General features: G+C 57.6%; 11 protein-coding genes and 1 pseudogene. 6 read left to right on the forward strand and 6 right to left on the reverse strand.

The window, feature by feature from the left end; translation table 11 throughout:
- Positions 1–64: 64 nt before the first annotated feature.
- Together CAL20_RS10225 and CAL20_RS10230 are read right to left on the reverse strand one after the other, a co-directional pair.
- Positions 65–934 carry a DMT family transporter gene (locus CAL20_RS10225; protein ID WP_256981407.1) on the reverse strand — a complete coding sequence of 290 codons (870 nt, stop codon included), beginning with the start codon at positions 932–934 and terminating at the stop codon, positions 65–67.
- Positions 935–1,256: 322 nt separating this feature from the next.
- A complete protein-coding gene (locus CAL20_RS10230; protein WP_254923963.1) occupies positions 1,257–2,075 on the reverse strand; it encodes a YggS family pyridoxal phosphate-dependent enzyme in 819 nt (272 codons plus the stop codon).
- A 177-nt stretch (positions 2,076–2,252) separates the two neighbouring features.
- Here CAL20_RS10230 and CAL20_RS10235 point away from each other — a divergent pair, with 177 nt between their 5' ends.
- Together CAL20_RS10235 and CAL20_RS10240 are read left to right on the forward strand one after the other, a co-directional pair.
- The gene (locus tag CAL20_RS10235; protein WP_094837788.1) at positions 2,253–2,723 is read left to right on the forward strand and encodes an Rrf2 family transcriptional regulator; all 471 of its coding nucleotides are present in this window, start codon (positions 2,253–2,255) and stop codon (positions 2,721–2,723) included.
- A gap of 105 nt (positions 2,724–2,828) precedes the next feature.
- Complete coding sequence (locus tag CAL20_RS10240; protein WP_094837789.1) at positions 2,829–3,716, forward strand: NAD(P)/FAD-dependent oxidoreductase; 888 nt, start codon at positions 2,829–2,831, stop codon at positions 3,714–3,716.
- 9 nt (positions 3,717–3,725) lie between these two features.
- On the opposite strand, the gene CAL20_RS10245 is transcribed toward CAL20_RS10240, so the two are convergent.
- The 3 genes from CAL20_RS10245 to CAL20_RS10255 form a co-directional block, all read right to left on the reverse strand.
- Positions 3,726–4,400 (reverse strand): glutathione S-transferase family protein, encoded by a 675-nt coding sequence (locus tag CAL20_RS10245; RefSeq protein ID WP_094837790.1) that lies wholly within the window; start codon positions 4,398–4,400, stop codon positions 3,726–3,728.
- Between the two features lie 81 nt (positions 4,401–4,481).
- The gene (locus tag CAL20_RS10250) at positions 4,482–4,907 is read right to left on the reverse strand and encodes an SRPBCC family protein (protein ID WP_094820626.1); all 426 of its coding nucleotides are present in this window, start codon (positions 4,905–4,907) and stop codon (positions 4,482–4,484) included.
- Entirely contained in the window at positions 4,904–5,254 is a 351-nt protein-coding gene (locus CAL20_RS10255) for an ArsR/SmtB family transcription factor (RefSeq protein ID WP_176456468.1), read from the reverse strand. Before CAL20_RS10255 ends, CAL20_RS10250 begins: the two co-directional genes overlap by 4 nt.
- A 323-nt stretch (positions 5,255–5,577) precedes the next feature.
- Between CAL20_RS10255 and CAL20_RS10260 the strand changes: the two genes are divergently transcribed.
- A complete protein-coding gene (locus CAL20_RS10260; protein WP_094820627.1) occupies positions 5,578–6,804 on the forward strand; it encodes a DUF3440 domain-containing protein in 1,227 nt (408 codons plus the stop codon).
- Between the two features lie 35 nt (positions 6,805–6,839).
- Here the strand turns inward: CAL20_RS10260 and CAL20_RS25595 are convergent, their stop codons facing one another.
- A complete protein-coding gene (locus CAL20_RS25595; RefSeq protein WP_179266647.1) occupies positions 6,840–7,160 on the reverse strand; it encodes a hypothetical protein in 321 nt (106 codons plus the stop codon).
- Positions 7,161–7,230: 70 nt separating this feature from the next.
- Between CAL20_RS25595 and CAL20_RS10270 the strand changes: the two genes are divergently transcribed.
- The 3 genes and pseudogenes from CAL20_RS10270 to CAL20_RS10275 all read left to right on the forward strand — a co-directional run.
- Complete coding sequence (locus tag CAL20_RS10270) at positions 7,231–7,866, forward strand: IbrB-like domain-containing protein (RefSeq protein WP_094837792.1); 636 nt, start codon at positions 7,231–7,233, stop codon at positions 7,864–7,866.
- Positions 7,867–8,124: 258 nt separating this feature from the next.
- A pseudogene (locus tag CAL20_RS25875) lies at positions 8,125–8,208 on the forward strand (ESPR domain-containing protein); the annotation flags it as partial.
- Positions 8,209–8,229: 21 nt separating this feature from the next.
- Positions 8,230–14,254: hypothetical protein (locus CAL20_RS10275; protein WP_143277057.1), on the forward strand; the 6,025-nt coding region annotated here is incomplete at its 3' end.

The following is a 14,254-nucleotide window of genomic DNA, read 5'->3' on the forward strand; positions in this document are numbered from 1 at the left end:
TGCGGCTCTTCTGTGGGCAACTGCGCTTGGTCGATTGCTCGATGGCGGCGAACACTTGGCCTTCTTAATGATCGACCGACGAGGGCGCTCTGAACACGACAACCAATCCGGCCAGAATTGCCACCATGCCCGCCATGGCCAGCGCAGGCATCGCGTTACCCAGAAACAGATAATCAAGAAGCACCGTGATCACTGGCACCAGATAGAACAAACTAGTGACGTTGACCAGGTTGCCGTTGCGTATCATCCGGTAGAGCAGCAGTTGCGCTCCGACCGAGATCCCCAGCCCTAACCACAACAAGGGAATCAAAAAACCCAGGTTGAGTTCTACGTGAACAGGCTGCAACGGGATGAGGCCCAGGCACAGCAGCAACGTTACGGCATACTGCAAGGGCAGTACTTCGGTGGGGGCTTGCTGAATGCGTTTCTGCAGCATGGCACCGAAGGTCATACATAACAGTGCAGCCAGCGCGTAGCCCATGCCCAGCACGGACAATTTTGTCAGGACCAAACTTTGATACACCACTAGCGTCAGGCCGGCCAATGAGAGCGAGAGGCCGAGTAACCTCCAGGTGGAGAGACGCCTTTCGGTCATCAGCAGGGTCAGGATCGGCTGTATACCGAGTAGCGTCGCCAATAGTCCAGGAGTGATGCCATTTGCCATTGCCTGGAAATAGCACACCGAGTAGCCGCCAATCAGTAGCAGTCCCGTTCCCGCAACCTGCCACCGTGTCCCGGGTCTAGGCAGCCAGTGGCAGCTTGGCAAACCGATCAGTAACAGCGCACCGAGCGCCAGACTAAAGCGCAGGATCAGCATGGCAAGCACGGAACCGTGGTCCAGTCCCCAGCGGATGAAAATAGCCGCGCTGCCCCATAGCAGCACGAACGTGGACATGGCGGCGAAACCCGTCCATGTGAAAGATCTAGAAGTCATTGTTTATTCACCTGTCGAACAACGAACAGGCCCCAGCCATCCGCTGGCACTACAGTGTCAGGGCAGCCTTAATGGCATCAAGGTAGGGGCCGCGAGGTGGGCTGGATCAGCCCAGGATCATCGCGAGTGGCGGAGCCACTGCGATATTCGCCGGAGGCGCGACAGGAGAGGGGGGCGGGTTCGTAGCGCGCACGCCGCCGGCCACGATGCTCGTGGTCAGGGCGAGTGAGAGATGGCGCGCAGACGAAACCATGGGTGTCTAGTCAAATCTAGCGATCAGTGGAAAGAATATAGCACGTGCGCGTCCGCAAGATCGAGTGACTCATTGGCTGGACCCATCTTCCACGGTTGATGGCCAGTAGTAAGCGTCTGGTGTGGATCGCGCGCCAAAGATCGCTTGTCCCACGCGCACAACCGTTGCGCCTTCCTCAATGGCGATTTCATAATCGCCGGACATGCCCATCGACAGCTCGTCGAGTGCGATGCCGCTTGGCGCCTCTTGGCGTAGCCTGTCCCGCAGTTCACGCAATCGCACGAAGCATTGGCGGACGCGCTCGGTTTCAGCGGAAAACAATGCAAGCGTCATGAATCCACGCACTCGCAGCGCTGCAAATGCCGGCAGCGCCTTGAGAAATGCGGCCACGTCATCTGGCGGCAGGCCATACTTGCTTGCCTCGCCTGATGTGTTGACTTGCACAAACACATCCAACGCGCGGCCTTCGGTCTGCAAACGCCGATCCAACGCCTCAGCTATACGCAGACTGTCCAATGCCTGAAACTCGGTAGCGAAGCGAGCCACCAGCTTGGCTTTGTTGGTCTGCAAATGGCCGATCACTGACCAATGCAAATCGGTCAGGTCTGCCATGGCCTCCCATTTTCGGTAAGCCTCCTGAGGCTTGTTCTCGCCCAGCAGCCTGCAGCCGGCCGCATAGGCGAGACGGATGCTTGCCTCATCTTTGGTTTTGCTCACAGGCAGCAGACGCACGCCAGCCGGATCGCGCCCGACTCGCTGACACGCCGCAGTAATGCGTGCATAGACGTCGGCCAGATTGCGGCGGAAATCCTCTACCGATTCTGCCTGTGGCCATCGGCCATGCTGGTCGTGCAAAGTGGGGGTTTCTAAAGTGATGTCAGCCTTCACAGTGTAAGCCTCGATTGGTCGACGTGGTTTCAGTGCGTGCAGGCGAGTAAGCCTCACCATTGTGAGATGAGGTTCACCGCACATTCACTTTAGCGCAAGCTTGGGAAAATCCGCCGCGAGTATGATTGATAATGCAGAGTATCTAATAAGTTTGGCTTCGGCCTTGATGCGCTACCCATGAGAACTGATAGCCGCCTTTCCCGCATGCTGCACGTACTGCTGCACATGGCACGTGCCAACGAGCCCATGACATCCGAGCAGATCGCGCGCATGTTGGACACCAATGCCGCCGTTGTCCGTCGCACCATGGCGGGCCTGCGCATGGCCGGTTATGTGCAATCTGACAAGGGCCATCATGGCGGCTGGCGCCTGGCTTGCGGGCTGGACCGTATTACGCTGCTCGATGTGCATCAAGCAGTTGGCGGCCCGCGCATCTTTGCGATTGGCGCCGACCGTGACAATCCCGACTGCGCCGTAGAGCGCGTGGTCAACGCGGCAATTGCGGACGCCTTGCATCAGGCCGAGGTTCTGCTGGTGCAGCGGTTGGGGGCGGTCAGTCTAGCCGACTTGGCGGGGCAGTTCGACGCATTGTGTCGTGCGGCTCCTTCTAATGCGAAAACGAAATCCAGCCATTGGCCACGGCCCTGAGTCGTTGTTCGATTCCTGACTGAACGTGCTTATATCGCCAGAGTTCGAACTTTAATGTATCATTAAAAGATACGTGAAATTGAATGCACATAGGTGAGATTTACGATGGACTACGACGTGATCATCATTGGGGGCAGTTATGCCGGTATGTCAGCCGGCCTGCAGTTAGCACGTGCGCGCCGTAAAGTGTTGGTGATTGATGCTGGACAGCGTCGTAATCGATACGCTACCCATTCGCACGGCTTTCTCACCCAAGACGGCAGGCCTCCTGAACAGATCGCCGCCGCGGGCCGAGCACAGCTCATGCGCTATGCCACCGTGCAGTGGTTGGACGACTGGGTAGAGGTCGCCGAGCCCGTTGACGGCGGGTTTCGAATCGTTGCGCAACGGGGCTCCGCGCATACTGCGCAACGCCTCATCCTCGCCACGGGGGTGCAGGATGAACTACCGGAATTGCCCGGTTTGACACAGCGTTGGGGCAAACACGTGTTCCATTGCCCCTATTGTCACGGCTATGAATTGCAGCAGGGGCATATCGGTGTGCTGGCCGTGTCGGCGATGTCGCTACATCAGGCGCTGATGTTGCCAGATTGGGGCGCGACGACGTTGTTCCTGAATGACGCATTCGAGCCGGATGCCGAGCAACTGGCACATTTGACGGCTCGGAGTGTGCGAGTAGAACGAGGCAGGGTGGCGCGTCTGGACGGTGAGGCTGTTGATGTGGTGATGCAAGACGGACGCGTATTCTCGTTGGCGGGCTTGTTCGTCGCCACGCGCGTGCGTCCGGGCGCATTGGCGGCTCAACTCGGGTGCGAATTGGAAGAAGGTCCGCTAGGTCCCTATGTGAAAGCCGATTTCACACGGGCGACGACGATATCCGGCGTATTTGCTTGCGGCGACTTGGCCCGTCCCGCAGGGTCGGTGGCCCTGGCAGTGGGCGACGGCGCCATGGCGGGGGCTGCCGCACATCGTTCGCTGATGTTCGGTTTGTGATGGCCCGTATCAGCCAGCGGCGGGCCGAGCGCTGGCGCGTGCGGCTTCGTATTCGGCGAACGGTCGCAAGTGATCAGCCAGCGCCTTTCGAAATGCTGGCCGTGCCTCGCAGCGCAACTGATAAGCCTGCAGCGCGGGTCGGTCGCTGACCAGCGAAGTATCGCGCAAGATGCGCAATACGGTGGTCATCATCAAGTCCCCGACGGTAAAGCGGTCTTCCAGATAGTCGCGCTCACCTAGCCACTGCGCCAATTCGTCCAGGCGCTTGCACACCGCCTGCTCCGCGGTCGGGAGGGCCGGCGCCGCCCATGGCTCATTGACATGGAAAATCATCAGCCCGCCAAGGTGCGAGATAGGGGGCTCCACTGTGTTCAACGCCGCCAATGTCCATGCGCGCGCACGTGCGCGGCCTTGCGTGTCGGCGGGCAGCAATGCATCGCTACGCTCGGCGATCTCCAGCACGATGGCTCCGGATTCGAATAGCTTGAGGTCGCCATCTTCGATGGTGGGGACTTGCCCAAAGGGCTGCAATGCCCTGTATTCCGGGCTGGTTTGGTCTTTCACGCCGATCAGCTTCTCTTCGTAGGGGATACCGGCTTCCTCGAGCGCCCAGCGCACGCGTAGATCGCGCACCAAACCCTGCGCAAAAGGGGGTACCCAACGGAATGTAGTAAGAGTGATCATGGGGCGCTCCAAGCGACTTCGGCATTCGTGCCGACCAGAAAAGGGCGTAGCCGCAACGCTACGGGATGGGTGCGATTGGGCTCAGCCTGCGAAATGCCGCACGAGTTTGTCCAACGCGCCGCCCCAGCCCTCTTCGTGACTAGCGCGCGTGGCTTCGTCCTGCAGGCCGCTGTGTGTAAACGTGAGTTCGGTGCCGGTGTCAGTAGCGCGCAATGCAAATTCGACGCGCGACTCGCCACCGTCTTCGTCATCGGACCAGCGCCAACTCATCGCCAGATGATGTGGAGGGTCGACGCGCAGGTATTCGCCACTGCTTTCATGTTCGCTCCCGTCGAGCATGCGAAATCTCACTCGGAAACGGCCGCCGACCCGGACATCGGTTTCGGCGAGAAGCACTGGCCCCCCGTCGGGACCCCACCAGCACGCGATGCCGTCAGATGTGGTCAAAGCATCGAATACCGTAGCGGGCTGTGCCGCGATACGTCTCACAAGAGTCAGGCTGGTCATTTTTCGGGTCTCCGTTGAGCTTCCTGGCTTTCCGCGTAGGCAGCCAGGCGATCGAGGCTATGGGTCCAGAAATGCTCGTAGCGACGTAGCCAATCCATCGCGGCCTGCATGGGGGCAGGCGATAGGCGAACGGTAACGGTGCGTCCCGTCTTGGTGCGGATGATGAGTCCGGCATCGTCAAGGACGTCCAGGTGTTTCATGACGGCTGGCAGCTTGATGGAAAATGGCTGCGCCAACTGGCTGACCGTCGCACTTCCTTCCTGCTCGAGTCGTGCCAGGATGGCGCGGCGGGTCGGGTCTCCCAACGCTGCAAACGTCCGATCCAAGGTCTGATAATAGTTCACCATATGGTGAAGTATTTGCCAAGTGCCGTCGATTGTCAACTCAATCGGCTGTTGGCCGCCACAGAGGCCAGCGACTGAAAGGTCGCCCACGTGAGGCGCGACTCTGCATACTTTTGCCCTGTGCCGTCACGAATCAGTCAAGAATTGTCAATTTTCATTGAAGATTGATATACACAAACGTAAGCATATGTATAGTGATGCATAATTAGTACCTAATGTATTATTTGTAACTTTTTTGGTGTGAAATCATACCGACAAGACGGCTTTCGTGTCTTGTCGTAACAATTTGAACCTTTGGGCGATAGCAACCAGGAGAGGGACGTCGTATGACGGCCAAGCAGTACCAGGACGTGAATGTCTACGAAGCAGCAAAAGATCGTCTACGTATGGTCTTGACGCAATTTCAACGAGTTTGTGTTGCCTTTTCCGGAGGCAAGGATAGCTCGGTACTGCTGCATTTGGCGCTGGAAGTCTCCCGGGAACTGGGCCGCGGAGAAGTGCATGCCGTGTTTATCGACCTCGAAGGTCAGTATGAGTCGACCATCGAGCACGTCAAGGAAATGTTCGATCGGCCCGACGTCCGCGGTTGGTGGATATGTTTACCGATAAATCTGCGTAACGCCTCCAGCCTTCAGGAGCCCTATTGGTGCGCCTGGGAGCCTGGACGTGAGCAGGACTGGATCCGGCCGATGCCTGATCACTGCCGGGTGATCAAGGATCAGGATTATTTCCCCTTTTATCGCTACCGGATGGAGTTCGAAGAATTTTTTCCGGCATTCAACGAGTGGATGTGCCGTGACGGCGTATCCACGGCCATTCTGGTGGGCATTCGGTCCGATGAGTCGCTCAACCGGTATCTGGCTATCAAGCGCCGTGCGGGTGTCAAGAAGTTTGCCTGGACTGCCCCCGGAGACAAAGAGCCGATTGCATGGAGCGCTCGGGATCACCTCCATGGCAAAGCGATTACTTTTTTCCCTATTTACGATTGGCGTTTCAGCGACCTGTGGCGCTATACGGCTGATCAGGGTAATTCATACAACCGTTTGTACGATCGTATGTATCGTGCCGGCGTTCTCTTCTCGCAGATGAGGGTGTGCCAGCCCTATGGAGATGATCAACGCAAAGGGTTGGATCTGTTTCATCAGATCGAGCCGCAGACTTGGTTTCGCGTAGTCGCCCGTGTGGCCGGCGCCAACTGCGGTGCTCGCTATTCGCGCCAGAAGTTCTTGGGCTATCGCGGCGGGATGGGACTGCCGCCGACGTTTTCTACATGGAAACAGTACAGCGAGTTTCTGCTTCACAGCCTGCCGCAAGAAGTACGACAGGTGTATATGCGCCGCATCAAGGCATTCATCGATTGGTGGGTGGCTCGTGACTATCCACTTGCGGCTTGGCCTGATGCAGGCACACCAGCGCTGGAGAATCAGCGCGCCCAGCCTTCCTGGCGCCGGGTGGCCATGTCATTGCTGAAGCAGGACATGGCGCGATCATTGTCGTTTGGCTACGCCAAGCGTGACCTGAAGGAATTGTCTGTGACGGGGAAGAGAGGATGAGTTCGTCACGAGGATATGTGTTTGAAGTGCGCCGTTCATTTGATGACGAGACGGCTTTTTTCGCCAAGATGGGGCGCTTCTTTGCCAGCGCTACGGTACGGCGAGAGTGTGGTGGATATCCGCTGAACGATGGTCCGCGGCATCGGTGGTTCACCGTCCGTCAGGAGAATGATTCCAGGATTCTCGGGTTCGTCAGTATTGAGCATCAGGCTGACGAGGTACGCATCCGGGAAGGTTATCTGCGAGTGGAAGCGCGCGACAAAGGTTTGTTTCGTGAGCTCCGCACTCGTGTTCTCGCATACATCGACGAGCGGGGACTGGCAGCCAAGGTGCAGGTCCTGCAGTCGAATGTGCATCTTCTGACGCCCTACGGGTTCGAAGTCCACAGTGTCAGGGGGCAGTGGGTCACATTGAAGAGAGAGCGATATGTTGAAAGTAGAGCAGCTGATCAGTCGTGCTGCAGCGTTGTTTGATGAGTTGGATGGCCTGCCTTTGCCTGAACGGGTAGAGGCCATAAACGGTATACGCAGGGCGTTGCGCGATCACAGTCCTTTCGCTGGCGAACCTGTTGATTGTGTCCAGTGGGTGCCCGTGAGCCAAGTCGAAGGCAATGACTACAATCCCAACACTGTTGCACCGCCGGAAATGAAACTGCTTGAGTTATCTATCGGCGTGGATGGCTACACCCAGCCAATCGTGGCTCACGAACACCAAGAGAATGAATATGTCGTGGTAGATGGATTCCATCGCCAGCGAATCGCAAAAAAGAATGGGCCCATCCGTAAACGCTTGCATGGCTATCTGCCATTGGTCTGTATTCAATCAGAGCGAAGCAATATTGCAGATCGTATCGGCGCTACGATACGGCACAATCGTGCGCGCGGCGTTCATGCCGTAATGCCGATGACTGATATCGTGGTTCGGTTGCTCAAAGAAGGATGGCACGAAGACGAAGTCGCCCAAAGGTTAGGCATGGACGCAGACGAAGTCCTGCGCTTTAAACAAGTATCGGGACTGCCGGAATTATTTCGCGACAGCGAGTATTCGAAGTCTTGGAAATAGCTTTTTCGTGCTGCAAATCGAGCGCCGCCGACATATCACGCGCACATAATGAAAACACTATGGATTGAGTGAAGTATTGCGTTAGTTTGCGTGATTGTTTCGTTCGTTATGCATATCAGTCAAAAGATAATGAATCACGTGCTTTTATAGAAAATTATACCCGTTCCCTTGCCACAATTACGCTTGGTTATGGACCGTAGTGTCCAGTAAAGATCAACGGAACAGAGCAACGGCATACCAGCCGTAGGGGCGCGGGAAGTGAATCATATCTACAGGTCGATTTGGAACGAAGAAAGCCGCACTTTTGTTGCTGTCCCAGAGACAACAAAAGCTCGGGGCAAACGTAGTTCTGGTGCTCGCCTTTTGGCACGTGGTGCGTTGGCTGTTGCGATGGCCGGCGCGATGGGAGCCGCTCAGGCGGCAGTCACGATTAATGACAGTACTGCGCCAGGCACTTGGGACGGCAATGAGATCGTGTTCTCCGATGGAACAGGTCGCATCGAGTTCAGTGGCGGCGGAACCGTAACGGGATTGACGGATGCCGGCCTCAGCGCATCGAGCTCGGACGCCGTATCTGGCCGACAGCTTTTCCAAACCAACGAACGCGTTGGTGCCGCCGAGACAGCTATCACCGCTGCCCAAGGCAATATCGCGACATTGCAAAGTGACGTCAGTACTGCGCAAGGGAATATCACGACGCTGCAGAACGATGTCAGCACGGCGCAGGGCAATATCACGACGCTGCAAAGCGATGTCAGCACGGCACAGGGCAATATCACGACGCTGCAAAGCGATGTCAGCACGGCACAGGGCAATATCGCAACACTGCAGAGTCAAGTTGGTGATATCGGAACTTCCGTTACTACCGGCAGCGTCACCACTGATAGCCTGAATGTTGCCAACGGCGTCATCGTTGCCAACAGCAGCGGTGTCACCGTCGGGACCGACGTCGATATGGGCGGCAACAAGATTACTAATCTTGCTGACGGCACGATCAGCGCGACCAGCACCGATGCAGTCAGTGGTAAGCAAATCCACAACCTCTTCATCGAGCAAGGTGCGACTGGGGTTCGGTATTTCCACGCCAATTCGGCTGCACCCGATTCGCAGGCCATTGGCCAGGAATCGATTGCGATCGGTCCCAACTCTCAAGCACGCGAAGACAACAGCTTCGCCGCTGGTGTAGGAGCAATTGCCGACGGCGAAAGCGCAATCGCCTTGGGTGACGGCGCTCAGGTTTCCAAACCCGCGAACAACGGTGATCCGACTGCCGCAATCGCCATTGGTAAGAACAGCGATAGCAGCGGTGTAGCAAGTACGGCGATAGGTCTGGAAGCGGCTGCCTCGGGCAGCAATGCCGTTGCGTTGGGAACTGGCGCGGTTGCCGCCGGCGCTAGCGGGCTGGCCTTGGGTAACGGCGCGGTAGCAGATGCTGAGAATAATATCTCGATAGGCAGCGGTGCCGGACAAGGTACGGGACAACACCTGCCGGGCGACCGCTCACATAACATTGCCATCGGCACCGCGTCTGGTCAGAATGTCGCAGGCCAGTTCAACGTGGCAATGGGTGAAGGCGTCGGTAATAACGTAAACGGTGATGATAACGTTGCGTTCGGACGCAACTCCGGTGGATTAGAGGGCGACTCTAATGTCAGCATCGGCTTGAATGCGAATACGGGCGGCACATCGAACCGCTCGGTCAGCATTGGCCAAGACACGGAGGCGCAAACCGAAGGCATTGCGATCGGTTATGCCGCCAGCGCCGGCAACACAGGTGTGGCAATTGGCCGTCAGGCCTCAGCATTGGGGACAGGAACCGCAATCGGGCCCAATGCTCATGCAGATAGCGGTTATGTCGCATTGGGACTGAATTCCTATGCCGCGCAGAGCGATGTTTCCGGTAATAGCCGGTTCACCAATCGAGCGTTTTCAGGCAGTGCGGTTTCTGTCGGTAGCAGCCAGCCAGGCGGCGAGTTTACGCGCCGTATCGTCAATGTCGAAGACGGCGCTAATGATACGGATGCAGTCAACGTCCGTCAGTTGCAGCAAGCGGTTTCCGGCATTGATCTGAGCGATATTGATTTCGCCAACGGCGTCATCACCAATCTGCAGACGCAGATCGATCAGAACATGCAGCACTATGTCAGCATCAATGATGGTGGCGTAGACAAGGGCAACAAGAACAACGATGGTGCCCAGGCTGCAGCCATTGATTCGATTGCTATCGGTCCCGACGCGACGACGAAGAACCAGGATTCGATCGCGATCGGGCATTTGGCAGGCGCAGAAGGCGATTCCGCAGTCGTGCTCGGCCATAACGTCAAGGGCTTGGGAACGAACTCGACCACAATCGGCAATTCGCAATCGGAAGCCCGCGATGAAAGCGGCATCGCCATCGGTACGAACGCTGTTAGCCGGGACGAGAACTCCATCGTTATCGGCCGCGATTCGTATAGCAACCGCCAGGCCAACGGGCCGTCTGTTGAAAACTCGATTGTGATCGGTACTGAATCCAGCTCGACGGCGGTAGAGGGTATTGTTGTCGGTAAAAATTCTGTTGTGAATGCCGCCCGCGGTATTGCTCAGGGTAGTGCTGCAACTGCTACGGCACAGAATGCCATGGCATTTGGTACGACTGCTAGTGCTGCTGGAGAAGATTCGCAGGCGAGTGGTACGGGAGCAAGTGCGTACGCATTGAATGGCATTGCAATGGGAACCAACGCAAGATCCGGTCAGGCTAACCCTGACGTTGAACTCGCGGACAGCAATCATGATTCGATAGCGATAGGAACTTCTTCGATCGCCGAGCGGGATAGCAGCGTCGCCCTGGGGCAAGAAGCTCTGGCGCTCGGTTCGAGATCGACCGCGATTGGCTATCAGGCTCAAGTTGACCCATCGGTCGAGGCGAGTGGAGAAGAGGGATCCGATGGCCTCGCAATCGGGTCATTTTCCCACTCCAGTGGTCCGAAGGCCGGGGCAATCGGACCTTATGCGAACTCGTCGGGTAACGGGAGCTATGCCATTGGCTACATGTCGAATGCGACGGGCGATAGCGCCATAGCGCTTGGCGTGTCCGCGAACTCCATAAGCCAAAACGGTATTGCAATTGGTACAGTTTCCGATGCCTCGGGCGGTTCCGCCATCAGCATCGGCACAGAATCAGAAGCCTCTGGCGAATTCAGCATGACGGTGGGCGGTCGTGCGACGTCTTCGGGTGATTATTCATTGGCTGCCGGTTACGGTTCGAATGCTTTGGGATATGATTCACTCGCAATGGGTGTCCAGAGTACGACCAATGGCCTTAGGTCTACCGCAATAGGTCGCGGGGCATCTACAGCGGTCGGCGCGGTTGATTCGATGGCAATGGGTACCAATGCTGCGGCATCAAGCACAAATGCGGTCGCTGTTGGCACTGGCTCTGCCGCATCCGCCGCAAGCGCACTCGCGCTTGGCCGTGGTGCTGCGGCATCTAACGCAAATGCGGTCGCGCTTGGCAGCGGTGCCGTAACGGCTGCTGCGGTGGCTACTCCCAGCGCGGTTATCGACAAGAATACATACAACTATGCTGGTACGAATCCCGTGGCTACTGTCAGCGTAGGCACGGCTGGCCAAGAACGCACCATCACCAACGTTGCTGCCGGTCGCGTGGACAGTACCAGTACTGACGCTATCAACGGTAGCCAGCTGTATGGCACTAACTTGGCTGTGACCGCCGTCGGCAACGATCTGGATACTGCTGGTCAATCTGTAGCAACGGTCATGGGCGGTAATGCTACTTATGACCCGGCTACGCACCAAGTGACCACGAGCAATATCGGCAATACTGGACAAGATACTGTCCATGATGCCATCGGTTACGCCGCTCAGGGGTGGAACGTCGCAGCCAATGGCGAAGGCACGGGCGCTAATGTGGCTCCGGGCTCGACGGTGGACTTCAGCAATGACGACGGCAACGTCGTGATCAGCCGTAGTGGCACCGATCTGGCTTTCAACCTGGCGAACAACATCGATCTGGGCGCTGCCGGCAGCGTCACCACGGGTAACACCGTGATGAACAATGACGGTCTGGCGGTCAACGATGGTGCTGGTAACAGCACGACGACCACGGTAGCTGGTACGACGGTGAGCAGTAGCGGAGGTGCCTCGACCATGGTGGGAGCAGGTACCGTCGCGGTGGTGGACGAGACTGGAAACAGCACGGCCATCGGTGGCGACCGGATCTCGGTCGGTGGAAGCAATCCGATTGTGATCAGCGGCAGTAGCGGCACGATCGGTGGTTTGACCAACACGACGTTCGATCCGAACAACTACACCAGCGGCCAAGCGGCAACGGAAGACCAGCTGAAGTCGGTCAGTGATGTGGCCAATGCCGGTTGGACGGCGACCGATGCTGCGGGTAACAGCGCGAACATCGGCCCGAACGGTGTGGTGACGTTCGAAGGCGACGACAACCTGAGCGTGGCGCAGACGGGTGTAGATCAGAATGGCGTGATCTCGGTCAGCCTGAACGAGAACATCGATCTGGGCGCAGCCGGCAGCGTTACTACGGGTAAGACCATCATGAACGACGATGGTGTGGTGGTCAACGATGGCGGCAATAGCACGGTGACCTCGACGGCGGGCACGACGGTGGTCAACGCCATGGGCGAGGTGACCACGGTAGGCGCAGGTTCGATTACGGTTGCCACCCCCGGTGGCGGTCAGACGACGATCGGCAGCAACCAGATCAACGTCGGCGGCAGCAATCCGATCGCGATCAATGGCAACACGGGCACGATTGGCGGTCTGACCAACACGACATTCGATCCGGATAATTTCACCAGCGGCCAAGCGGCGACGGAGGACCAACTGAAGTTGGTCAGTGATGTCGCCAATGCCGGTTGGACAGCGACCGATGCCGCGGGTAACAGCGCGAACATCGGCCCGAATGGTGTAGTGACGTTCGAAGGCGACGACAACCTGAGCGTGGCGCAGACGGGTGTAGATCAGAATGGCGTGATCTCGGTCAGCCTGAACGAGAACATCGATCTGGGCGCAGCCGGCAGCGTCACCACGGGCAATACCGTGATGAACAATGACGGTCTGGCGGTCAATGACGGCGCAGGCAATACGACCACGGTCGGTGGCAACCAGATCTCGGTCGCTGGCAGCAACCCGATCGTGATCAGCGGCAATACCGGCACGATTGGTGGTTTGACCAACACGACGTTCGATCCGAACAACTACACCAGCGGCCAGGCTGCAACGGAGGACCAGCTCAAGCAGGTCAACGATGTTGCAAGCGCCGGTTGGAACGCGACCGATGCGGCAGGCAATAGCGCCAACATCGGCCCGAACGGTGAAGTGCGATTCGAAGGTGACAGCAACATCAGTGTTGCTCAAACCGGTGTGGATCAGAACGGTGTGGTAGCGGTCAGCCTGAACGAGAATATTGACCTGGGCAACACCGGCAGCGTCACCACGGGTAATACCGTGATGAACAATGACGGTCTGGCAGTCAACGATGGTGCTGGAAATAGCACGACGACAACGGTGGCCGGTACGACGGTGACCGATGCTGCGGGTGCCACGACCACGGTGGGAGCAGGTACTGTGTCGGTGGTCGACGCGGCTGGTAACAGCACGGCTATCGGCGGCAACCAGATCTCGATCGGTGGCAGCAACCCGATTGTGATCAGCGGCAATACCGGCACGATCGGTGGCTTGACCAACACGACGTTCGATCCGAACAATTACACCAGCGGCCAGGCTGCAACAGAAGACCAGCTGAAGCAGGTCAACGATGTCGCAAGCGCAGGCTGGAACGCGACTGATGCAGCAGGCAATACCGCCAACATCGGCCCGAACGGTGAAGTGCGATTCGAAGGTGACAGCAACATCAGTGTTGCTCAAACCGGTGTGGATCAGAACGGTGTGGTGGCGGTCAGCCTGAACCAGAACATCGACCTGGGCAACACCGGCAGCGTCACCACGGGTAATACCGTGATGAACAATGACGGTCTGGCGGTCAATGACGGTGCAGGCAACGTGACGACGACCACGACGGCGGGCACGACTGTGACCAATGCCGCCGGTGATACGACCACGGTTGGTGCAGGCTCGATGACGGTTGCGGATGCCGCTGGTGTTCAGACGACGATCGGCAGCAACCAGATCAACGTCGGCGGGAGCAATCCGATCGCAATCAGTGGCGACACTGGCACGATCGGTGGTTTGACCAACACGACGTTTGATCCGAACAACTACACCAGCGGTCAGGCTGCAACGGAAGACCAGCTGAAACAGGTCAACGATGTTGCAAGCGCAGGCTGGAACGTGACTGATGCGGCAGGCAATAGCGCCAACATCGGCCCGAACGGTGAAGTGCGATTCGAAGGCGACAGCAACA

It is taken from the genome of Bordetella genomosp. 4, from assembly GCF_002261185.1.
Taxonomy (GTDB): domain Bacteria; phylum Pseudomonadota; class Gammaproteobacteria; order Burkholderiales; family Burkholderiaceae_B; genus Bordetella_A.